Annotated in this window: 17 protein-coding genes and 1 pseudogene; 7 read left to right on the top strand and 11 right to left on the bottom strand. The window is 70.7% G+C overall.

From position 1 onward, the window contains the following. The first annotated feature begins 49 nt into the window (after window positions 1-49). Complete coding sequence (locus CHC05_RS19780; RefSeq protein WP_089250914.1) at window positions 50-784, top strand: GNAT family N-acetyltransferase; 735 nt, start codon at window positions 50-52, stop codon at window positions 782-784. 10 nt (window positions 785-794) lie between these two features. Here CHC05_RS19780 and CHC05_RS19785 read toward each other — a convergent pair whose 3' ends face one another. From CHC05_RS19785 to CHC05_RS19805, 5 genes are all read right to left on the bottom strand, one after another. After that, window positions 795-3,344: a polynucleotide kinase-phosphatase gene (locus CHC05_RS19785; RefSeq protein WP_089250916.1), complete on the bottom strand. Its 2,550-nt coding sequence runs from the start codon at window positions 3,342-3,344 to the stop codon at window positions 795-797. Then, on the bottom strand, window positions 3,341-4,744 hold the full coding sequence (locus tag CHC05_RS19790) for a 3' terminal RNA ribose 2'-O-methyltransferase Hen1 (RefSeq protein WP_089250918.1): 1,404 nt from the start codon (window positions 4,742-4,744) through the stop codon (window positions 3,341-3,343). Before CHC05_RS19790 ends, CHC05_RS19785 begins: the two co-directional genes overlap by 4 nt. Before the next feature lie 33 nt (window positions 4,745-4,777). After that, window positions 4,778-6,298 carry an FAD-dependent oxidoreductase gene (locus CHC05_RS19795; protein WP_089250920.1) on the bottom strand — a complete coding sequence of 507 codons (1,521 nt, stop codon included), beginning with the start codon at window positions 6,296-6,298 and terminating at the stop codon, window positions 4,778-4,780. 106 nt (window positions 6,299-6,404) lie between these two features. Then, window positions 6,405-6,968: a hypothetical protein gene (locus CHC05_RS19800; protein ID WP_089250922.1), complete on the bottom strand. Its 564-nt coding sequence runs from the start codon at window positions 6,966-6,968 to the stop codon at window positions 6,405-6,407. 32 nt (window positions 6,969-7,000) lie between these two features. Then, window positions 7,001-7,567: a permease-like cell division protein FtsX gene (locus tag CHC05_RS19805; protein ID WP_218824606.1), complete on the bottom strand. Its 567-nt coding sequence runs from the start codon at window positions 7,565-7,567 to the stop codon at window positions 7,001-7,003. A gap of 83 nt (window positions 7,568-7,650) precedes the next feature. On the opposite strand from CHC05_RS19805, the gene CHC05_RS19810 reads away from it, so the two are divergent. After that, a complete protein-coding gene (locus CHC05_RS19810; RefSeq protein WP_144022681.1) occupies window positions 7,651-8,238 on the top strand; it encodes a hypothetical protein in 588 nt (195 codons plus the stop codon). Between the two features lie 105 nt (window positions 8,239-8,343). Next, window positions 8,344-8,646 (top strand): hypothetical protein, encoded by a 303-nt coding sequence (locus tag CHC05_RS19815; protein ID WP_144022682.1) that lies wholly within the window; start codon window positions 8,344-8,346, stop codon window positions 8,644-8,646. A gap of 5 nt (window positions 8,647-8,651) precedes the next feature. Here CHC05_RS19815 and CHC05_RS19820 read toward each other — a convergent pair whose 3' ends face one another. The 5 genes and pseudogenes from CHC05_RS19820 to CHC05_RS19840 all read right to left on the bottom strand — a co-directional run bounded on the left by CHC05_RS19820 (window position 8,652) and on the right by CHC05_RS19840 (window position 17,166). Further along, window positions 8,652-10,451, bottom strand: a complete 1,800-nt coding sequence (locus CHC05_RS19820; RefSeq protein WP_089250930.1) for a family 43 glycosylhydrolase — start codon at window positions 10,449-10,451, stop codon at window positions 8,652-8,654. Between the two features lie 176 nt (window positions 10,452-10,627). Continuing rightward, entirely contained in the window at window positions 10,628-12,100 is a 1,473-nt protein-coding gene (locus CHC05_RS19825) for a non-reducing end alpha-L-arabinofuranosidase family hydrolase (protein ID WP_089250932.1), read from the bottom strand. A 16-nt stretch (window positions 12,101-12,116) separates the two neighbouring features. Continuing rightward, window positions 12,117-13,532 (bottom strand): annotated as a pseudogene (locus tag CHC05_RS19830) (glycoside hydrolase family 10 protein); the annotation flags it as partial. Between the two features lie 20 nt (window positions 13,533-13,552). Beyond that, entirely contained in the window at window positions 13,553-15,568 is a 2,016-nt protein-coding gene (locus CHC05_RS19835; protein ID WP_245871075.1) for a family 43 glycosylhydrolase, read from the bottom strand. A gap of 200 nt (window positions 15,569-15,768) precedes the next feature. Continuing rightward, entirely contained in the window at window positions 15,769-17,166 is a 1,398-nt protein-coding gene (locus CHC05_RS19840; protein WP_089251085.1) for a sigma-70 family RNA polymerase sigma factor, read from the bottom strand. A 162-nt stretch (window positions 17,167-17,328) separates the two neighbouring features. On the opposite strand from CHC05_RS19840, the gene CHC05_RS19845 reads away from it, so the two are divergent. From CHC05_RS19845 to CHC05_RS19860, 4 genes are all read left to right on the top strand, one after another. Further along, complete coding sequence (locus CHC05_RS19845) at window positions 17,329-17,955, top strand: fasciclin domain-containing protein (RefSeq protein ID WP_089250938.1); 627 nt, start codon at window positions 17,329-17,331, stop codon at window positions 17,953-17,955. Window positions 17,956-18,035: 80 nt separating this feature from the next. Next, on the top strand, window positions 18,036-19,556 hold the full coding sequence (locus CHC05_RS19850; protein ID WP_089250940.1) for a molybdopterin-dependent oxidoreductase: 1,521 nt from the start codon (window positions 18,036-18,038) through the stop codon (window positions 19,554-19,556). A gap of 95 nt (window positions 19,557-19,651) precedes the next feature. Next, a complete protein-coding gene (gene sigK, locus CHC05_RS19855; RefSeq protein ID WP_089250942.1) occupies window positions 19,652-20,275 on the top strand; it encodes an ECF RNA polymerase sigma factor SigK in 624 nt (207 codons plus the stop codon). Further along, window positions 20,272-21,009 (top strand): anti-sigma factor, encoded by a 738-nt coding sequence (locus tag CHC05_RS19860; RefSeq protein ID WP_089250944.1) that lies wholly within the window; start codon window positions 20,272-20,274, stop codon window positions 21,007-21,009. The genes sigK and CHC05_RS19860 overlap by 4 nt, the downstream gene beginning before the upstream one ends. A 3-nt stretch (window positions 21,010-21,012) precedes the next feature. Here CHC05_RS19860 and CHC05_RS19865 read toward each other — a convergent pair whose 3' ends face one another. After that, window positions 21,013-22,038, bottom strand: coding sequence for a LacI family DNA-binding transcriptional regulator (locus CHC05_RS19865; protein ID WP_089250946.1), 1,026 nt, complete (start codon window positions 22,036-22,038; stop codon window positions 21,013-21,015). Between the last annotated feature and the right edge of the window lie 7 nt (window positions 22,039-22,045).

Here is a 22,045-nt window from a genome sequence, read left to right on the forward strand (position 1 = left end):
TCCAGCTGTTCATGATCCAATCTTCCATCACCCCGAGTAAGATCAACTCGTGGACCTGCTCGAAACGGTGCTCGCCGCGCACCGCGCGTACCTGCTCGGCTGGAACATCGGCACCACCGGTGGAGATGATCTGGTCACGTACCGCAGCGGCGTGCGGCACGCGCCGCTCAATGGAGTCCTACGCGCCTCCGGACGCCCTCCCCAGGACGCGCTCGCCGAGGCCCGTGTGCGACTGGACGGCGTGCCGCGAATCTGGTGGGCCGGGCCTGACAGCGACGCGGGCCTGGCCGACAGCCTGGTTCCGCTCGGCGCCGTTCCGCTGGCCAGCCTGCCGATCATGACGGCGGAGACCGGCAGCGTCGTCCCCGTCGCTACCCCTGCGGGATTGCGCATCGCCGAGACCACCGACCTGGCCGAGTTCGTCGCGGCCTACGGCCGGGTCTCGGGCATCCCCGCCGACGCGACCGCGACGGCCATCGCCCGCGAGCAGGCCTTCGCCGGCGACGGCACGGTGATCCGGCTGGCCGGCCGCTTCGACGACGGCCCGATCGCGGGCACGGCCGTAGCCTGGCTGAGCCACGGCGTGCTCACCCTCTATTTCGTCGGCACCCAGCCCGAGCACCGCCGCCGCGGCGTCGGCGCCGCGATGACCGCCGCCGCGGTCGACCTGGCCCGCCGGCACGGCATCAGCACGGTCGCGCTCACGTCGAGCGAGGCCGGCAAGGCGCTGTACGACCGCCTCGGCTTCCGTACGGTCGGCGTGTTCCAGCTCCTGTCGTTCTGACCACCGTCGGTCAGAGTCGCGGGTCCACCGGCTCGGACTCCAGGGCGAGGATCCCGAAGACCAGCTCGTGTACGCGCCACAGGGGCTCGCCGGCAGCGAGGCGGTCGAGTGCGCCCAGGCCGAGCATGTGCTCCCGCAACGCCAGGCTCCGCTTGCGGCCCAGGTTGCGGTCGCGCAGGCCCGCGAGGGTGTCCGGCGCCGTGTAGTCGGGGCCGTAGATGATCCGCAGGTACTCGCGGCCCCGGCACTTCAGCCCCGGCTGGACCAGCCCGCCCCGGGCGGTGCGGACCAGGCCGTCGGCGGGCTTGACCACCATGCCCTCGCCACCCGCGCCCGTCAGCTCCGACCACCACGCCTCGGCGGCCTCGGCGGTCGCCGGGTCGTCGAGGTCGACGTGCCTGCGGGCCGTCGCCGTGAACAGCGTGCCGTCCGCGGCGACCAGCCGGTCGGCGACCGCCAGGTGCCAGCCGTTGTCCCTGGTGGCCAGGTTCGCGCCCTCGGCGGCCAGGACCGCGAACGGCGCGACCGTCACCCCGGCCAGGTCGCTGGTCGGGCGCACGTAGCGCTGGTAGGCGGCGGTGAACAGGGCCGCGTTGGCGGCGCGGACCTGGGTGCGGTCGCGCAGCGCGGTGAGGTCCAAGCCGCGGTCGATCGCCGCCGACAGGACGTCCAGCGTCGCCGGCAACGCGGCACCGGCGGCGGCTCCCACGCTGGCGTACTGGCCGCGGATCAGCTCGCCGGCCTTGGCCGACCAGGGCAGGATCTCGCAGTCCAGGAGCAGCCAGTCGGTGTCGAGGTCGGCCCACAGGCCGGCATCGGAGATCGCGGACCGGACGCGGGCGAGCAGGTCGGCGGTGAGCGGCGGGCTGAAGAACGGCCGGCCGGTGCGGGTGTAGACGGCGCCGGTCTCGCCGTCGGTGACGCCGAATCGGCGCGCGGCCGCCGCCTCGTCGCGGCACACGAGCACGAGCGCGCGCGACCCCATGTGCTTCTCTTCGCAGATCAGCCGGGTCACGCCGGTGGCCCGGTAGCCCTCGAACGCCTCCCGCGGGTGCTCCAGGTAGCCGTCCGCCTTCGAGGTCGGCGCGGGTGCCATCGTCGGCGGCAGGTAGACCAGCCAGCGCGGGTCGATGGCGAACCGGCCCAGGACCTCCAGCGCGGCGGCCGCCTGGGGCGCCTCGATCGGGATGTGCCCGTACGGCGTCTCGAGCTGGCGGCGGCCCGAGCCGGGCAGCACGTCGGCGACGTCGAGCAGGTCGCCGGGGCGTTCCCGCACCGCTGTCGGCAGCGGCCGGGCCGGCGCGTAGTGCTCGCGTTCGGCCGGCACGGCGACCAGCGTGCGTTCCGGGTAGCGCAGCGCGGTCAGCGCGCCACCGAACACGCAGCCGGTGTCGATGCAGATGGTGTTGTTGACCCACTGCGGGTCGACGGTCGGCGTGTGTCCATAGACGACGGTGGCGGGGCCGCGGTAGTCGTCGGCCCACGGGTAGCGCACCGGGAGGCCGTACTCGTCGGTCTCGCCGGTCGTGTCGCCGTAGAGGCAGAACGCCCGTACGCGGCCGGATGCCCGACCCTGGTATTCCTCCTTGATGCCCGCGTGCGCGACCGCGAGCTTGCCGCCGTCGAGGATGTAGTGGCTGACCAGTCCGTCGACGAACCGGGTGGCGTCGGCGACGAACTCGCCGTCCTCACCGTCGAGCTGCTCGAGGGTCTCGGCCAGGCCGTGGGAGACGGTGACCTGCTTGCCCCGGAGCTTGCGCAGCAGCTTGGCCTCGTGGTTGCCGTTCACGCACAGGGCAGTGCCGGCCCGCACCATGCCCATGACGAGGCGCAGCACGCCGGGGGAGTCAGGTCCGCGGTCGACGAGGTCGCCGACGAAGACGGCTGTGCGCCCTTCGGGGTGCTCGGCGCCGACCGGCCGACCGGCCTCGTCGCGGCGGAGAGTCCAGCCGAGGCGGGTCAGCAGCGTTTCGAGCTCGGACCGGCAACCGTGCACGTCGCCGATCACGTCGAACGGCCCGGTCAGCTCGCGGCGGTCGGTGTAGAGCGGCTGCAGCCGGATCGTGGCGGCCTCGATCTCCTCGCGGCCGCGCAGCACGTGCACGGTGCGGAAGCCCTCCCGGTTGAGCCGTTTGAGGGTCCGGCGCAGGTCGCGGGACTGGCGGGCGAGGACCGCACGGCCGAAGGACCGGTCCGGGCGGGCTTCGGTGCGGGCCCAGGCCTCGTCCTCGGGCAGGTCGAGCACGATGGCCGCGGGCAGCACGTCGTGGGCGCGGGCCAACGCGACGAGCGAGGAGCGGGCGTGCTCCTGGACGTGGGTGGCGTCGACCACCGTGAGCCGGCCGGCCGCGAGCCGCTTGCCGGCCACGTAGTAGAGCGCGTCGAAGGCCGCCGCCGATGCGGACTGGTCGGTCTCGTCGTCGGCGACCATCGCACGGAACGCGTCGGACGAGAGCACCTGGCTCGGCGCGAAGTGGCGCCCGGCGAAGGTGGACTTCCCGGCACCGGAGATTCCGACCAGGGCCACGAGGCTCAGGGCGGGTACGGGCAATTCGGTCATGCGACGCCTCCGGCGGCGGTGAAGACGGCCAGCTGGGTCGGTGCGCCCAGGTCGGCATCGGCCGGACCGACACCCTCGATCGAGACGGTGTAGCCGTGGGCCGCCGCCACCCCCGCCGCCCAGTCGGCGAACTGGGCCCGGGTCCATTCGAACCGGTGGTCGGTGTGGCGCATCGCTCCGGCCAGTCCCGCGTACAGGGAGTTGTATTCGGCGTTGGGCGTCGTGATGATCACCGTGCCGGGTCGGGCGGCGCCGAAGACGGAGCGCGCGAGGGCCGGCAGGCGGGACTCGTCGACGTGCTCGATCACCTCCATCAGCACGGCCGCGTCGTATCCGCCGAGCCGGGCATCGCGGTAGGTCAGCGCTGACTGCACCAGCTTGATCCGCTGCGTGTCCCGTTCGGCGATGGCACCGGGTCGGTCGAGCCGGAGCCGCCGGGCCGCCACGGCCAACGCCCGTGGCGCGATGTCGACGCCGACGATCTCGGTGAAGCGTCGGTCAGCCATCAGGTCGGCGAGCAGCGCTCCGGGACCACAGCCGAGGTCGAGCACCCGCTGCGCGCCCGAGTCACGCAGGGCCCGCAGCACCGCGGTGCGACGGACTTCGGCGAGCGCCGGGGCGTCCTCGTCGGCGTCCTCGCGCGGTGCGTCCTCGACGCTGTCCGCGACCACCAGGTCGTCGGACTCCGCGAGCCGTTCGAGCGTGGGCTCGGACAGCGCGCGGCTGTGCGCGAGGTAGCGCCGCACGATGAGCTCGCGCTCCGGGTGGGCGGCCAGCCAGCCCTCACCGGCCCGGACGAGCTTGTCCATCTCGTCGGTCGACACCCAGTAGTGCTTGGCGTCGTCGAGCACGGGCAGCAGGACGTACAGGTGGTGGAGCGTGTCCGCGAGCCGCAGCGTGCCGTCGAGGCGAAGGTCGACGTAGGGGCTCGCGCCCCATTCCGGATGTCCGGCGTCCAGCGGGATGGCGGTTGCGGTGACGTCGTAGCCGAGCGGCGCGAACAGGCGGTCGGCCAGGTCGGCACCGCCCCGGCACCGCAGCACCGGGATCCGGATCTCCAACGGGATCGCGGTCGCGGCCAACTCGGGGCGCTCCTTCGACCGGCCCGTCATCGCGGTGCGGAACGCCTTGTTGAGGGCGGCCGACAACAGGCTCGACGCCGCGTACGGCCGGTCGTTGACGAAGCGCCCCAGCGTGAAGCCGTCCGGCGCGGCACGCCGGTCCGGGGCCGCCACCTCGAGCACCAGCGCGGCCGTGCAGCGCTCCTCGCCGGCCTCGGGGAAGCACACGAACGCGCGCCCGGTCGGCAGGTCGAGCTCGTGCACCCGGTCGGGGTGCTTCATGAGCAGATAGCCGAGGTCGGTCGCGGGCCGGTGGGTGGTCCCGATGGTCAGCAGCACGCCGCCATCCTGCCAGCGCCCCCGAGATGATCTCTACGATTTTTGTCTGGCCAGCAGCCCGCTCGGTGCGACCGACAGCACGGGTGCCGGGCGGGCGGCGTGCCTCTCGAGGATCGCGTTCGCGGCGAGCAGGGCCGAGGAGGCGGCGCGTTCCATCAATGCGCACGGGAAGGGCATGCGAACCCAGTCGCCGGCGAGGTAGAGGCCGCCGAGGTCCGTGCGCACAGCTGGGCGGGTCGCGTCGCTTCCGAGGTCGAACGCGGGAGCGTCGTGCCCGACCCGGTGGTCGCTGTCGACGATCGCTAGGTCGCGCACCTCCGGCCAGATCGTGGTGAGCTCCGTGCGCATCCGATCAGCGATCTCCGAGGCGTCGACCCCGGCGGGGGCCGCGTACGCGTGCAGCTCCAGAACGCTTCCGCCCGTCCGGGCCGCCCACTGACCCGATTCCCGCTCGGCCCGGTGGTACAGCGTGACGGAGTCGAGCGTTGCCTCCCCGGAGATGCTGGTGAACGGCGCGCGGTCGGCTGCCACGTCGCCGTCCAGCCAGATCCGGTCGACCGCGTACGGCGCGGCGGTGCGCAGCGCGGCGACGCGCGCGGCGAACAGCGGGCTGGTGCGCACGACGTCGGGCGACGCGGCGACGATCTCGCGCGCCGCTGCGGGGTCGACCGCGAGCACGACGTGCTCGGCCGCGATCCGTGCGCCGCCGACGAGGCAGACCTTCCAACCGGGTTCGAGGTGGTCGACCGGTGCGGCGGTGCGCACGTCGGCGCCGAGGGCGGTCAGCCGGGCCGCCAGCGGTGCCCAGATCGCGGCCTCGTAGTCGCTGTCGGGAGCGTCCATGTCCAGTCCTTCGGGGTTGCGAAGGAAGTAGAAATGGAACTGCATGATCATTTCTGCGGCCGACATCTCCGCCTGATGGTTGAAGAACGAGTGGGCGAAGACGTCGAACAGCATCGCGCGGGCCCGCTCCGGCAGGCCGAGGCTGTCGAGGAAGGCCGCCGCCGACATCGCGTCGAAGCGGCGGTACGTCTCGCCGCGGGCGAACGCGAGCAGCGGCAGGGCGGCCCGGCTGTCCATCCGGCGCAGCTCCCGCCACTTCAGGCTCGGCGACCGGACGAGCAGCGACAGCAGGTTGACCGGCGGGATGCCGAACAGCCCGGTGAAGTCCTCCTCGGGCCACTGCCGGGAGACGACGGGATAGCGGCCGAGCGGTCGCAGGAACGCCAACTCCGGGTCGATGCGGCGCAGCACGTTCCGCCAGTTGTAGTACTGCCGGAAGAAGCCGTGAAAGCCGTGCTCGACCACCTGCGTCTCACCGTCGCGGAGCTTCTTCGGCCAGGTGGTGAGGCGACCACCGAGTCGGGGGCCGCGTTCGAGCAGCGTCACCGCCAGGCCACGCTCGGCCAGCGTCAGCGCCGCGGTGACGCCGGCTATCCCGCCTCCGATGACCACCACGCTGGCGCGGCGGTCGACGGAATGCCCCAGCCGGGTGTGGTTGGCGTCGAAGCGCCGGGGAGCGTTGCCGGTGATCCGGCGTAACAGTGTTGCCATGCGGCTGACTCCCCTGGTCGCGGGTCCCGTCACCGAGACTGCCACGTTGCCGGCCGCCGTGCAGCGGATGTCAGCCCCGGAGGGCCTCCGGATTAAGTGCGACAAATCAACCAGAAATTGTCCGGCGATCGAAGTGCCGCTGTGCCGCCGGCACGGTGACGAGTACCACGACCACGAACACGGCCAGCGTCGCGATGATCGTGCCCGCGATCTGCGAGGCGAGCAGGATGTCGTGAGCCGTCGTGCTCTCGAGATAGAGGGCCTCGTCGAACGGCGAGTCGGTCCAGAAGTGCGCCTGGGGAGACTCGGATCCGGAGAGTGCCAGGACCAGCGCGCCGGAGGCCATGCCGCTCGCGCACGACTCGACGCCGATCAGGAGATGCATCCCGGCGACCACGAAGACGAGCGTCCGGGCCCGGCTGCTGCCGCGGCGGATCGGCCACGCGGTGGCGGCGAGGCAGATCGCGGCGGCGACGAGCAGGCCGGCCACGATGGCGGCCGTGCCGACGTTCACGGTCCGTTCGGCGCGGACCTCGTCCGGGTCGCTGGGCAGCACGTCCGCCACGTACGTGATCCGCTCGTCGAACTCGACCGCCAACGCCACGGCCACCGCCGCGAGGGCAAGCAGCAGGACCACGGCGGTGAGCTGCAACCAGAACGCGACAGTCACCGGCTTCGGCCGAGCCGGCCGGTGCTGAGCGGCTAGGTTCCGCATTCGATTTTCGCGGCGGGTCGGTCGCCGCTCTCCGGCATCGGTCGGCCCACGAAGAAGGTCTCGACGCCAGCGAGTGCGGGGATCGGGCGGATTTCGGCGCAGGTCAGGTTACGGCGGGTGATGGTCGTGTTGAACGACTCCGGGAGGTTCTCCGCGGTCATCTGCTCAAGGGTCTCCGGGTAGTCGCGAAACATCTCCTGCGCATCGGCGGCCGCTTCTTCCTTGGTCTTGAAGGTGACCGCTTCGATCGGAGCAAGAGCTTCCAGCGCGGCGCGTACGGCGTCCTTCTCTGCCTGGGTCGCGTCCTTCTTCATATAGACAGAGATCTTGTACTCCTCCTTGCCCGGGCGGCCGACGAGATAGCCCGCCCCGAACGCCGAGCCGGTCACCAGGCCGAGGGCGACCGCGGCGGCCAGGATCCACAGGATGGTGCGGCCGCGCCGCGACTTCACGGCCGGCGCCGTGTCGGTGTCGGTCGCGGTCGGCGGCGGCGCCGGCTCTGGGTTGGTCACGCCGGAAGTTATACGCGAACGCTCATGTTTCCGCTGACCCACGAACGGTGGCGTTCGACGAGGTCGGTATCTGGCGCCACTGCGGCCCGCTCCGCAGGGGCAAACCCACCACCGAGGAGAGTCAGATGGGCATCAAGCGACAACTCGCGATCGGCGCCGGAGTGCTGGCGTCCCTGCTGCTGGCGCCGACCGCCGCGCACGCGGCGCCGGCCGGCAAGCACTGCGTGGTCAGCGCCTCTACCGGGGCGGCGATGGTCTGCTACTCGTCGTTCCGGACGGCGATCTCGAACGCGAGTGGCGGCCGGGTCACCGACGCACCCGCCGACGCGAAGGTGGCGCTCAACGACCAGAAGTTCGCCAAGAAGCTCGACGATCTCCCGTCGGCCCGGTCGAACGCGCCGACGGCCGCCGCAGCGAGCAACATCATCATCAGCATCGAGTACACGGGCGAGGACTTCGGTGGTAGCTCCCTGACCGTCACCGGCACGCACGCCTGCGACAACGCCCTCAGCCCGGTCGAGTTCACGCTGGCCAGCATGCCGTCCGGGTGGAACGACGACATCGAGTCGTTCCGCGCCTTCGCCAACTGCGCCGCCAAACACTTCCTGCACATCGGCGCGACCGGGCCGTTCAACGACAACGCCTTCTTCTTCTCGCGTACCGAGTTCGAGAGCTGGCTCGACGACGAGGTCAGCTCCATCGCCTGGACCTGACGACCGCCACGGTGCGGACCCCGCGAGCCGCGGGGTCCGCACCGTGCGCTGACCTCGGCAAACCTCGCACAGAACACCGCCCGGCCGTGGCATGCTGAGGTGATCATGGCTGAGACGAGTCCGCGAGATGCCTGCTGCGGCGAAGGCGGGTCCTGGTCCCCGAGACCCGGCAGCCCCGTCGCCGCCTCCTGCATGCTGTGCCGGCGCTCTCCCACCTACTGGCGAGGCGCGTCCGTCGACACCGACCGGCTCACGGCCCGGCTGTCCGGGATCGCCCGCGACCCCGACTGGCCCGATGCCCTGCGCGCCGAGGCCCGGGCCGCCGCGGCCGAGGGCCTGGCCGTCGACGACCTCACCGACAGCGCCATCATCACGGCCCTCAACGCGCGGATCGTCGCGCGCGGCTGACGCCCCTACAGCAGGGTGACGTCGTCCAGGAGGAAGCCCTCCGTTCCCGAGGTCGTCTCGACGTAGAACGTTGCGGCGGTCAGCGTGCCGCTCCACGCGACGGTCGCGGTGCCGGTCAGCAACGTCCAGCCGGACGAGGTGACCGTCGTCGCCGGGGTCAGTGACACGTAGCTCGTCGTGCCGCCCGCGGTCAGCACCAACGTGGCCTTGGCGGCCGGCGTGCCGCTCTGGGCCCGCACCCACCCGGTCGTCGTGTAGGTGCGCCCGTTGGACAGCCCACCGGTCACCGACTGGCTCGGACCCTGCCAGGACGCCGTGCGGCCCGTGACCGCCAACGAGCTCGCACCGCTGTGCACGACGCTCGACGTCGACAGCGTGCCACCGCCGAACGGTGCCCATCCGCTGGTCCCGCTCTCCATCGTGCCGTTGGCCAAAAGGCTGCTGCCGCCACCGCTGAACTGCCACCAGTTCAGGTTGAAGAGCGCTCCCGACCCGCCGGTGAAGCGCAGGTAGAGGTCCCGCGTCCCGGTCGCGCCGCTCACCCCGCACGACACCGTCGTCCAGGTCTGCCAACCCCCGGTGCCCGGCACCGTGCACCGGCCGGCCACCGTGCCGCTCGTGCCGTCGAGGCGCACCTCGATCTGGCCGCCGGTGGCGGCGGAGGCCACCCGCGCGCTGAACGACGCGGCGCCGGCGCCGAAGGCGACCCCCTTGACCTTGATCCAGTCGCCGTTGTCGATCCAGCCGACGTTCATGCCGCCCTCACTGGACCGTTCGGTCTCGACTCCCGACGTCCAGGCGATCGTCTCGGCCTCCTGGCGCGTGTACGGGTTGAGCGTGCCAACCTGCGGCGCGCCGGAGGTGGTCATCGTGATGGTCGGAATCGTGCCGTCGGCGTTGTAGGCGAACCGTTCCACCGCCACCGAGCGGGTGAAGCCGCCGCCACCGGGCAGCGCCCCGTTGTGGTAGAAGAAGTACGAGCCACCGTTGAAGTCGACGATCCCCGGATGGTTCGTGAAACTGTTGCCCTGCGTGGGCATCACCGTCCCGCGATAGGTCCACGGGCCGGTGGGTCCGGTGGCCGTCGAGTAGGCGATGAACTCGGAGCAGCAGCGGGCCGCGAAGACGTTGTAGTACAAGCCGTTGCGCTTGTAGACCCACGGCGCTTCCTCGTAGAGGGTCGGGCGGCTGGCGTTGCCGGTGCGGGTGCCGAAGCCCGCCGTGGTCAGCGCGATCTGCGTCGGGCCGCCCGAGAACGAGGTCATGTCGGTGTTGAGCCGCACGTACCACAGCCGGGGATTTCCCCAGTAGAGGTAGGCCTGGCCGTTGTCGTCGACGAACGCCGCCGGGTCGATCTCGCCGTTCTCCACCAGCGGGCGGCCGAGGGCGTCGCTGAACGGCCCGGTGGGGCTGTCCCCGACGGCGACGCCGATAGCCATCCCGCCGGTCGCCCGGTTGCGGACGGGCACGTACCAGTAGAAGCGGCCGTTGCGGGCGATCACGTGGCCGGCCCAGGCGTTGGCGTCGGCCCACGCGAAGCTGGCCAGGTTGAGCGGAGAGCCGTGGTCGGTCCAGTTCACCATGTCGGCCGAGGAGTAGACGCGCCACTCGTTCATGGTGAAGTTGGTGGAGCCGTCCTCGTCGTGACCGGTGTACAGGTAAACGCGTCCGTTGTGGACCAGCGGTGCGGGGTCGGCGGTGTAGATGGTCTGCACGATGGGGTTGTCCGCGTACGCCGGCGCCACCGTCAACGCGCACAGCACGCCCAGCGCGGCGGCCAACACCCGCCGGATGGCTCTCCTCATGATGTCCTCCGGGTCAGGCGTTGGCGACCAGCCGCCAGCTGTTGTCGGAGTCCTGCACGGCCGGGGCGCCCGTCGACCGCCGCCGGCGGCGCGGTCAGAACCGCGCCGCCGGTGGCCGAGAGGACCGTCGCCTGGAGCAGGCCGCGACGGGTGATGGGCATAGGAGCGAGCGCCGTTCAGCGCTGCAGGGTCAGCAGACCCGGCCGGTAGGGAAGCAGGCCGTAGTCGCCGCCGGAGTTCGGGGAGCGGCCCTGGTAGAGCAGCTGCAGGTTGCAGGTGTCGACGGTCATGGTCTGGTCGGCGTTGCTGCGGATCAGCTCGCCGTGGCTGATGTCGTTGGTCCACGTGGCGCCGCTGTTGACCTTGCCGGCGAATGGGTTGCTCTCCGACGCCGCCTGTGGCGTCCACGAACCGCCGAGGCTGGTGGCCGTGAACGAGCGGAAGTACCGGCCCTGCGAGCCGATCGCCTCGACGATCATCAGGTAGCGGTTCTCGTTGGCCAGCTTGTAGACCTGCACCGCCTCGAACAGGTTGTTCGTCGAGTCGGTCATGATCGTCGTGTACGAGGAGCCGAAGCTGCCCGGGAAGTTCCCGATCGGCATGCTCGCGCGGTAGATCCGGCCGTTGTCGCCGGCGAAGAACAGGTACATGTTCGAGCTGTCACCGATCAGGGCCTGGTCGATCGGCCCGGTGCTGGAGTTGGAGATGCTGCCGGTGAACAGCGTCTGCTGCGCAGACCAGCCATTGGCGTTGGTCGGGTCGCTGGACGTCCGGTAGGAGAAGGCGGTGCCGCCCCACTGATACGCCAACACCCAGATGTTCCGGGGCGCGAAGTAGAACAACGACGGCGCCACCGTGGCGTTGGACATCGTGTTCTGGGTCGCCGAGCCCATGTCGGACCAGTTCGAGAAGAGGCTGAAGTTCATCGAGCCCCACGCCGTCCCGGTGTTGTGCGTCGTGGCATAGACCAGGTGCCGGCCGTTGTACGGGGCGTAGGTGAAGTCCTTGAGCGACACCCAACCCGACTTCGGCTGCGCCAGAGCGCCGGTCGACGACCAGCGGTACGTGGACGGAAGCCCACAGGAGCCGCTAGGGGGAGGCGTGCTGCCTCCGTCGACGCGTACGAGCTGCCACTGCTGGTTGGCGCCGTTCCAGTCGTCGTACTGGACGATGCTGCCGCCGTCGGCGGTCGAGGCGCCCTGGACCTCCACGACCTTGTTGCTGTGCCGGCTGACCAGCCGGACGTAGCCGCTGTCGGAGTCGGCGAGCCGGAACTGCTGGTTGGTCCCGTTGCCGTCGGTCCACTGCACGATGGCGCCGCCGTTGGCCGTCGACCAGTTGTAGACGTCGAGCACCTTCCCCGACAGCCGCGACTTCAGCCGGTAGTAGCCGCCGCCCGAGTCCACGAACTGCCACTGCTGCTGATTTCCGTTGTTGCGGGCCCACTGCACGATCCGGGCGCCGTCGTTCGTGGCCAGGTTGTAGACGTCCAAAGCCTTACCGCTGTTGCGGTTGACCAGCACGTACCAGGCGCTCGTGTCGACCGTCGCCGCGGCGGCAGGCGCCGCCACCACCGTCGCGCCGATCGCACCGACCAGCAGTGCCGCCAGGCCCGCGGCGAGCCAGTGCATTCGCTTGTGGACTTTCATGACGTCCTCCTCATCCGACTCGTACGAGCTGCCACTGCTGGTTGGCGCCGCCCCAGTCGGCGTACTGCACGACGTTGGCGCCGTCGGCCGTCGAGGCGCCCTGCACCTCGACCGCCTTCCCGCTGTGCCGGCTGACCAGCCGCACGTAGCCGCTGGAGTCGGCCACCCGGAACTGCTGGTTGGCGCCGTTGCCGTCGGCCCACTGCACGATCGCGGCGCCGTCGGCGGTCGACCAGTTGTAGACGTCGAGGACCTTCCCGGACAGCCGGGATCGGACCCGGTAGTAGCCGCTGCCGGAGTCGACGAACTGCCACTGCTGCTGGTTGCCGTTGTTGCGGGCCCACTGCGTGATCCGGGCGCCGTCGTTGGTGGCCAGGTTGTAGACGTCCAACGCTTTGCCACTGTTGCGGTTGACGAGCACGTACCAGGCGCTGGTGTCGACCAGGCTCCCGCTCCCGCTCCCGGCGTTGAGGGCGTTGAGCACTGCGTCGTACGCGGCCTTCTTGTTGCCGTTGCCGTCGAACAGCAGCGGGTTCTGGCCGGTGCGCCAGGAGTCGCTGTCGCGGATGCCCCAGACGGTGATCCCGGTGCAGCGGCTCACGGCCAGGCAGGCGCGGGTGACGGCGGCGTACGCGTTGGCCTGGTTGGACCCGGAGATGTCGAGCTCGGTGATCTGCACGTCGACGCCGAGGTCGGCGAACCGTTGCAGGTTGGCCTGGTAATCGCTCGGCGCCGAGTTGGTCAGGTGCGACTGGAAGCCGACGCAGTCGATCGGCACGCCGCGGGACCTGAAGTCGCGGACCATGTTGTAGATGCCGGTCGACTTCGCGTTGACGCCGTCGGTGTTGTAGTCGTTGTAGCAGAGCTTGGCGCTCGGGTCGGCCGCCCGTGCGAGGCGGAACGCCACCTCGATCCAGTCGTTGCCGGTGCGCTGCAGGTTCGAGTCGCGCCGGCCGCCGCCGCTGCCGTCGGCGAACGCCTCGTTGACCACGTCCCAGGAATGGATCTTGCCTCGGTAGTAGGAGGCGACCTGGGTGACGTGGTTGTTCATCGCGTTGCGCAACGCGCTGCCCGACATGTTCTGCGCCCAGCTCGGCTGCTGGGAGTGCCACAGCAGGGTGTGGCCGCGGACCGCCATCCCGCGGGAGCGGGCGTGGTTGACGATCCGGTCGGCGTTGCCGTAGCTGAAGCTGCCCTGCTGCGGCTCGGTGTACGCCCACTTCATCTCGTTCTCAGGGGTGACGCTGCCGAACTCGCGGTTCAGGATCGTCGTGTAGGCGCTGTCGCCGAGCTTGCCCGCCGCGACGGCCGCGCCGAAGTAGCGGCCCTTCTCCGCGGCGGACGCGCCGAGGGTGCTGGCGGCCGCGGCCGCTCCGGGCAGCGCGACCGCCAGCAACACCGCGACCGCGACCGCCCACCAGGTTCGTCTCATCGTGCTTCCTCCGTCCTTGGTCAGGGGGTGGTGAGGTCGAAGCGGCGGACGGTCACAGCGCCGCCGAGCGCCTGGGTCGCGTAGTTGAACATCGCGAACCGGTAGCCCATGAAGAACTGCCAGGCGTTGTTGAGCGTGAAGGCGGAACCCAGGCTCGTGTACGTGCTGCCGTCGGTGCTGTAGGAGAAGCGCGCCTGGCGGCCGGACCCGGGGCGGATGTCGGCGTTCACCCGCAGCCAGATCCGGCCGCCCGACACCGGCGCGCTGGCCGCCTCCGTACCGGTGCTCGTGGTGTTCCAACTGCTGTTCATGGTCAGGTTGTTGGTCATGGCGACCCTGGTCGCGCCGTTGTCGCGCCGCACGCCGATCCAGGCCGACGAGTCGCGCAGCATGGCGAGCCCGGCCCGGTCGCCGTTGGCCATGGCCGAGTAGTCCAGCTCGATCGTCGCGGTGGAGGACGGGCCCTGGATGCGGTGGGTGAGCGTGTTGCGGGCGGCGTACAGGTCGTTGGTGACGGTCGCGGTCTGCAGCCGCAGCCCGTTGCCTGCCGACCAGCGGCTGTTGTCGGGGTTGTGGTTCCACTCCCACCGGTGGCCGAGCGTCGCGGCGCCGAACGTGTCCGGACCGATCATCGGTTGTACGGTTCGGCCCGACGCGGGAATGTTCGGCTTGGGATACGTGCTGCCCCAGGCGCCGTTGACCGTCTGGATGGTGGGCCAGCCGTCGGAGCTCCACGAGATCGGCGCGAGCGCCGGCACGCGTCCGCCGGGGTAGGCGTCCACGAAGGACATGTAGTACCAGTCGCCGTTCTGGGTCTGGACGAGCCCGCCCTGGTGTGGCACGCCGCCGCCGGAGATCGGGCCGGGCATGTTCAGCAGCACCTGGCGCATCTCGTACGGGCCGAACGGGCTGTTGGACTTGAGCACGTACTGGCCGTTGGCGGGTCGGGTCAGCCAGATGTAGTAGCTGCCGTTGCGCTTGTAGAACCGGGCGCCTTCGAGGGTGCCGACACTGGACGGGGTCTGGAAGACCTGCTGGGCGCGGACCTGGCTGAGCCCGTCGCTTGCGAGCTGGGCCACGCTGATGGTGGTGTTGCCGTAGGCCACGTACATCGTGTCGTTGTCGTCGACCAGCAGCCCGGCGTCGTAATAGCACGTGTTGAGCTGTGCTCGCTTCTGCCAGGTGCCGTCGACCGCCGCGGCCGTGTAGACGTAGGTGCGGTTGAACTCGACGCAGCCGAGCCAGTAGTAGGTGGAGTTGCTGCGGCGGTAGTTCAGGGTCGAGGCCCAGATCCCCTTCACGTACGCCCGGCCGCCGCTGAGGTTGTAGGCGTTGGACCCGAAGTCGAGGCTGGGCACCGAGTGGCCGGCGTACTCCCAGTTGACCAGGTCGTACGAGCGCAGGATCGGTGCGCCGGGGGAGTAGTGCATGGTGGACGCCGAGTAGTAGTAGGCGTCACCGACCCGGATGATGTCACCGTCGGCGAAGTCCTGCCAGACCACGGGGTTGTTGTAGGTGCCGGTGCTGCCTGTCCCTGTGCGCACCAGCTGCCATTGCTGGTTGGCCCCACCCCAGTCCGTGTACTGCACGACGTTGGCACCGTCGGCCGTCGACGCGTTCTGCACCTCGACCGCTTTGCCGCTGTGCCGGGCGATCAGCCGCACGTAGCCGCTGTCGGAGTCGGCGAGCCGGAACTGCTGGTTGGTGCCGTTGCCGTCGGCCCACTGCACGATCGCGGCGGCGTCGGCGGTCGACCGGTTGTAGACGTCGAGGACCTTGCCGGAGTGCCGCGACTTCAGCCGGTAGTAGCCGTCACCGGAGTCGACGAACTGCCACTGCTGCTGGGTGCCGTCGTTGCGGGCCCACTGGGTGATCCGGGCGCCGTCGTTGGTGGCCAGGTTGTAGACGTCGAGGGCCTTGCCGCTGGTGCGGTTGACCAGGACGTACCAGGCGCTGGTGTCGACGGTGGCGGCTGCGGCGCTCTGCGGTTCCAGGACGACACTGATAAGGACGACGGCGACGGCCGCGCGGAGCATTCTCGACACACGCATGTTAGCGCTCACATTCGACGTCAGGCAGCGTGAAGGTCGCTTTTCGGTGCGGTGGATAGACCGTTCACATCGAGTGACACCGATGTTGCCAGATGGTTTCGGAAAGTTTCAAGAGGTGTATCGGAGGCTGGGCCGGGACTATTTTGGGAGCGCTACCGTAACGAAAAGTCGTGGCTCTTTTTCTGTTACGGCGCCCATGGCGGACGCACGAAGAACGAGCTGTCCGCGCCGAAGGTTTGCGTTCCGTCGTCGCGGTCCACCCACAGCTGGCCGCCGCGATGCCGCAGGAACCAACCGGGATAGTTCGACGACTCCAACGAGACAGAGCCAGGGATCGCACCCGGTCGTACGCAGAAGGTGGCGTCACCCCGGAAGAGGGCGGTGTCCTCGTCGAGGCTGGCGCGCAGCCGCCACGACATGTGCCGCAGGTAGCCGCCGTCCTGCGTCCGCAGCGTGGAGCACTGAGAGTCCGCGATGCCGGCCGTGACCTCGAACGTGGCCCGCCGCCGGACGGATTCGGCGCTGCTCGCGTCGACCTTGGCCAGGACGCCGAGGGTACGGCTCGTCGTCGCGTACTGCCCGGGCTGGTTGGCCACCTCCAGCGCGGCGGGGCCGAGGGGGAGCGCGGTCCCGGTCTCGGCCTTGGGCGGCGGTGCCGCCTCCGTCTCAGCCGACCAGGGAACGGCGAACGCGACGACCACAGCCAGCAGCCCGGCGGTCGCGGACGTAGCGACGGCGGGGTGCGCGCCGAGCGCCGACATGACCTTGGCCAACAACGACGCCCTAGCCGGACCCACGGGCCGCCCGTCCCCGATCACCGCGGCCGCCACGGCCACCGGCACGGGCAGCAGCGCGAAGTCCAGCAGCCGCTCGATGGGAACCTGCCCACCGCCGGCCTGCTGGCAGGCCGGACAGGACCGCACGTGCCGAGCGAGCCGCTTGCGCCACAGCGGGCTGGGCGTCCCGTTCCACCTGGCGCGCTCGGAGTCGAGACCGCCGCACCGCGGCGCCGCCGCCAGGGCGGCGACCACGGACCGACTGAGCTCGAGCTGCTCCCGCATACGCTGGAGCCGCACCCGCACATGCGCCCCGCGCGCCCCGATTGCCTCCGCCAACTCGGCCCGGGTGAGATGACCGACCTGCTCGAGCCACCAGAGCGACAGCAACATCCGATCGGCAGGATCAAGCCACCGCGAGGCCCGCGCAACCTGCCGGCGCTGCTCGGACAACACGGCGTGCAGCATGGTCGGATCCTCGACCGGAAGATCGTCGGCGTCGTCCAACGGCGCGGAGCGGGCGTCGGCCACCCGCCGCCGATGCAGGTGGGTGCCGACCTGCCGCACCACGATCGCCATGAGCCAGGCCCGGAACTGCCCAGGCTCACGCAGGGCCGGCAGCTCCCGCACGGCCCGCACCATCGCGTCCTGCACAACGTCGTCCAGGTCCGGATCACCGGGAAGCGCGCGAGCGACAACGGTGTAAACGAGCGGCAACACCCGCCCGGCAAGCTCGTCGAGCGCCGCCTGATCACCGGTGCGTGCCAGGGTGGCCAAACTGGTCAGGTCCGTGTCGACGACCGCCATCCGCACCTCCCGATCGGCGCTCGCCACTGTGAACGAGTCGCGCCTCTGCGTCAACAGCCACCGACCGTGTCACGGAAGGGGGACATCGGATCTGGTACCCATCCGGGCCTACGTTGGCTCCGAATCCCTAGCGCAAACCAGCACCTTCGAAGGGATTTATCGATGCGTCTCCCCAGGTTCGTCGCCGTTGCCGCCGTGGCGGTGTTCGCTTTCAGCGTTGCCGCGTGTGGCAGTGGCGACGACGCGCAGACCGCGAGTCCGCCGGCGGCACCGTCGGCCGCGATGTCGTCGGCTCCGGCTATGGCTGACGGCGAGTTCGGTGCCGGTTGCGCCGCGGTGCCGACGGACCCGGCCAACGCGGGCAGCTTCGAGGCGATGGCGCAGGTGCCGGCCGCGACCGCCGCGTCCGGCAACCCGCTGCTATCCACGCTGGTCAGCGCGGTCAAGCAGGCCGGACTGGTCGACTCGCTCAACGGCGCCGACAACGTCACCGTTTTCGCGCCGACCAACGACGCGTTCGCGAAGATTCCGAAGGCTGACCTCGAAGCGGTCCTCGCGGACAAGGAGAAGCTGACTCAGATTCTGACCTATCACGTGGTCCCGGGCGGTCAGCTCGCGCCGGAGAAGCTGTCCGGAATGCACGCGACGCTCGAAGGTCAGCAGGTCGACGTGAAGGGCAGCGGCACCGACTTCAGCGTCAACGGGACCTCGAAGGTGGTCTGCGGCAACGTCAAGACCGCGAACGCGACGGTGTACATCGTGGACAGCGTGTTGATGCCGCCCGCCTGACGCTGGCCAGCACCGGCCGTTCGCCGCGCCCGGCCGTCGAGCCACGACGGCCGGGCGCTCCCTCGACCGAGGAGGACTCCGTGCGACCCGCACTGTGGCCGTGCTATGTCGGTGTGGTCTCCGCCGCGATCGGCGTGTCGACCGGTCAGGTGATCGCCGCCATCAGCAACCCCGAGTCCGGACCCGTGTACGCGGTGGGTGCCATGACCATCGACGCCACACCGGCGCGGGTCAAGGAGTTCGCCGTCCGCACCGCCGGCACCTTTGACAAGCCGCTGCTGCTCGCCGGAGTCGTGGTCGTGCTCGCCGCCGTCGCCGCGTTCGTCGGCCTCGCCGCAGCCCGGCAGCGGTGGCCGGGTTTTGTGGGCATGGCGGTGCTCGGCGGCATCGCTGTCGTCGCAGCGGTGACACGGCCTTCGGCCTCGCTCGTGGACGCCGTCCCGGCCCTGGTCAGCGCCGCCGTTGCCAGCGCCGCGCTGCTGGTCATGCTGAGGCGACCGGGTGCGCCGCCCGAAGCTGCGCAGCGGCCAAGGCTCCTCGACCGGCGGGCCTTCGTCGGTGGCGTCGCGCTGGCCGTCGCGGGCGTCGCCGCGGCCGGCGCCGCTGGAACGTCGCGGGTCGCGTGGCGGGCGGCCGCCCGTAGCCGCGACGACGTGCGCCTGCCGCCACCGACGCGACTGGCCCCGCCGCTGCCGGAGGGCGTCGAGCCGGGATTCGTCACCTCGAACGCCGACTTCTACCGGGTGGACACGGCGCTGACGGTTCCGCGCGTCGACGTCGACCGGTGGACGTTGACCGTACGTGGCATGGTCGATCGCCCTTTCGAGATCTCGTTCGACGAGTTGCTCGAAGAGCCGATGATCGAGCAGTACGTCACGCTCAACTGCGTCTCGAACGAGGTCGGCGGCCCGTACATCGGCACTGCCAAGTGGCTCGGCGTGCGCCTCGCCGACCTGCTGCGCCGCGCCGGCGTCCAGGCCGGCGCGGACCAGATCGTCGCCCGCTCGGTCGACGGCATGACCATCGGGACACCCACCGCCACCGTGCTGCACTCGGGGACCACCCGCGGCACCCAACCCGCCCTGATCTGCGTCGGCATGAACGACGAGCCGCTGCCCCTCGAACACGGCTTCCCGGCCCGGATGCTGACCCCCGGTGTGTACGGCTACGCCGGCTCCTGCAAATGGCTCACCGATATCGAGCTGTCCACCTTTGGCGACTTCGACGCCTACTGGGTACGCCGCGGCTACGCCGCGCAGGCGCCCGTCAAGACCAGCTCCCGCATCGACCGGCCACGCCCGTTCGCCCGCGTCAGCGCGGGGCGCGTCGTCGTCGCCGGTGTGGGGTGGGCACAGGGCAACGGGATCTCGACGGTCGAGGTCCAGGTCGACGACGACGCCTGGCAGCCGGCGACGTTGCGCCCAGAACCGAACCTCGACACCTGGGTGCAGTGGACCCACGAGTGGCAGGCGGCACCTGGATCCCACACACTGCGCGTCCGCGCCGTCGACCGCACCGGAACCGTGCAGACCGGCGACCGGGCCGAACCCTTCCCGAACGGCGCCACCGGCTGGCACACCGTCGCAGTCACGGTCACCTAGCCGCCGCCGGCTGCACGGATGCGTGCCAACCGGGATCCATCCGTTGCCGTTCCGGCTCCGAATCACCCGGTGGAACACGATCGCGAGGGAACCACATGCAACGACATCGACGCGACCAGGCGTCACGGGCCGAGCGGCTCTCGGTCGTCCCGCCGACCCCCGACCGGCCGGCCAACGCCGACGTGCTGCTCACCGCCGTCGGTCGCGGCGACGAGGCCGCGTTCGTCCAGCTTTACAACCTGGTCGCCCCTCGCGTGTACGGCCTGGTCAAGCGGGTGTTGCGGGACCCGGCGCAGGCCGAGGAGGTCGCCCAGGAGACCCTGGTCGAGATTTGGCGCACCGCCGCCCGCTTCCGCGCGGGGCGGGGCTCCGCCACCGCGTGGGTGTTCACCATCGCCCACCGACGAGCGGTGGACCGGGTCCGGTCCGAGCAGTCCGCCACCCGCCGCGAAGAACAGGCCGCCACCTGGGCCGAACATCGGCCGTACGACCAGGTCGCCGACGAGGTCCACGACCGGCTGGAACGCCAGCAGGTCCGGCGCTGCCTCGACGGCCTCACCGACCTGCAACGCGAGTCGATCACCCTGGCCTACTACCAGGGCTGCACCTACCCCGAGGTCGCCCGCATGCTCGACGTCAGCCTCCCCACCATCAAGAGCCGGATGCGAGACGGCCTCATCAGATTGCGTGACTGCCTCGGCGTGGAGGTGCGGCCATGACGACCAGTGACGTCCACGCACTGTCCGGCGCGTACGCCCTGGACGCGCTCTCCGACACCGAACGGGCCTCCTTCACCCGACACCTCGACGACTGCGCCACCTGCGCGCTCGAGGTCGCGGAACTGCGCGAGGCGGCGGCCAGGCTCGCCGACCAATCCTGGGCTGTGCCACCGCCGGGCCTGCGGACCCGGGTACTGGCCGAGATTGCCAACACCCGCCAGGAACATCCGGGATCCAAACCCCGGCCCGGCTGGTCCCGCAGCCGTGTGTCCCGACACCTGCTCACCGCAGCCGCCGCCGTCCTCGTGGCCGCCGGCGCCGCCACCGGCACGTACGCCATCCAGGAACATCGGGTCGACGAGCAGCGCGCCGAGACCGTGGCCGCCCGAGCCGAGAACGACGGCGTCAACACGATCCTGTCCGCGCCCGACGCCACGGTCCGCTCCGGCCCCGTCGACGGAGGTGGGCGGGTCACCGTGGTCGCCTCGGCCAGCCACGACGCCGCCGTGGTGACGCTGACCGCGGACCACGCCCCGGCCGCTGACCACGCCTACCAGCTATGGCTGACCGGCGACGGCGGACCGGTGCCAGCCGGGATGCTGCCTGTCGGAGCCACCTCCGTCACCCGGGTTCTGTCCGGCACCGCCGCGGCACAGGGCATCGCGGTGACCATCGAGCCCGCGTCCGGATCGCGTACGCCGACGTTCCCGCTCGTGGCCAGCGTGCGCCTTTGATCACTAGAGCGGTGCCGTCGACTCCCGCTGGACCAGGGTGAAGTCGTCCGCCAGCAACAGCTCCACCTGGGCGTCCGGTGGGGTGTCCAGGAGGCTGCGGACCGCTCGCGCGCCCAGTTCGCGCAGTGGCATCCGGACCGTGGTCAGGGCCGGCATCACGTGCGACGCCAGCTCCGTGTCGTGGGTGGTCACCACCGACACGTCGCCCGGCACCGACAACCCCAACGCCGACAGCTGGTGCAGCACGCCGACCGCCGCCGCGACGTTCGCCACGTAGATGGCTGTCGGGCGGCGGCGCGACGACATCAGCTTTGCCGCCGCCTCGGCGCCACCATCCATCGTGTACTCGCCGACGACGATCCGGGACGCCGGCGTACGCAGGCCGTGTTCTGACATGGCCTCCGTGAAACCGGTGAGTCGCCGCTGGGCCGTGTCCGTCGTCTTCGGGCCCGCGATGTGCGCGATCTCGGTGTGGCCGAGCTCGACGAGATGCTCGACGGCCATGCGCGCCGACTTCGCGTCGTCGAGGATGACGTAGCGGCGGCTCTTGCGGTCGCGGCGGTTGACCAGCAGCCATGGGATGTCGAGGCTGTCGAGGATCCGCTGCTCCTGCGTGGACGGTGCCCCGCCGGCGATCAGCAACCCGTCGACCCGCCCGTTGCCGAGCAGGTCGAGGTAGGCCGCCGGCGAGGCCGCGCCGGTCGCCGAGCCCGTCACCAGGACGTTGCCGCTCGACACGGCCGCCGTCTCGGCGCCCGCGATGATCTGGGCGTAGACCGGGTTGCTGAAGTCGGGGATGACCAGGCCCAGGATCCCCGTCTTGGCGGTACGCAGGGAGCGGGCGCTCAGGTTCGGCCGGTAGCCGAGCTCGGCGATCGCCGCCTCGACCCGTACCCGGGTCTCCGGACGGATCAACAGGGTCGGGTCGCGGTTGACCACCCGCGAGACGATCGCCTTGTCGACACCGGCGGCGGCGGCCACGTCGACCAGCGTCACGCGCTTCGTGCCGGCGCGGGGGCCTCGCGTCACGGGTGCT

This window comes from Asanoa hainanensis, from assembly GCF_900188485.1.
GTDB lineage: Bacteria > Actinomycetota > Actinomycetes > Mycobacteriales > Micromonosporaceae > Asanoa > Asanoa hainanensis.

Excerpts from the sequence above, each read along its gene's own strand:
- CHC05_RS19845 (WP_089250938.1), top strand. The coding sequence starts at position 17,329 with ATGCGTCTCCCCAGGTTCGTCGCCGTTGCCGCCGTGGCGGTGTTCGCT.
- CHC05_RS19840 (WP_089251085.1), bottom strand. The coding sequence starts at position 17,166 with ATGGCGGTCGTCGACACGGACCTGACCAGTTTGGCCACCCTGGCACGC.
- CHC05_RS19795 (WP_089250920.1), bottom strand. The coding sequence starts at position 6,298 with ATGGCAACACTGTTACGCCGGATCACCGGCAACGCTCCCCGGCGCTTC.
- sigK (WP_089250942.1), top strand. The coding sequence starts at position 19,652 with ATGCAACGACATCGACGCGACCAGGCGTCACGGGCCGAGCGGCTCTCG.
- CHC05_RS19835 (WP_245871075.1), bottom strand. The coding sequence starts at position 15,568 with ATGCTCCGCGCGGCCGTCGCCGTCGTCCTTATCAGTGTCGTCCTGGAA.
- CHC05_RS19820 (WP_089250930.1), bottom strand. The coding sequence starts at position 10,451 with ATGAGGAGAGCCATCCGGCGGGTGTTGGCCGCCGCGCTGGGCGTGCTG.
- CHC05_RS19815 (WP_144022682.1), top strand. The coding sequence starts at position 8,344 with ATGGCTGAGACGAGTCCGCGAGATGCCTGCTGCGGCGAAGGCGGGTCC.
- CHC05_RS19785 (WP_089250916.1), bottom strand. The coding sequence starts at position 3,344 with ATGACCGAATTGCCCGTACCCGCCCTGAGCCTCGTGGCCCTGGTCGGA.
- CHC05_RS19825 (WP_089250932.1), bottom strand. The coding sequence starts at position 12,100 with ATGAAAGTCCACAAGCGAATGCACTGGCTCGCCGCGGGCCTGGCGGCA.
- CHC05_RS19810 (WP_144022681.1), top strand. The coding sequence starts at position 7,651 with ATGGGCATCAAGCGACAACTCGCGATCGGCGCCGGAGTGCTGGCGTCC.
- CHC05_RS19860 (WP_089250944.1), top strand. The coding sequence starts at position 20,272 with ATGACGACCAGTGACGTCCACGCACTGTCCGGCGCGTACGCCCTGGAC.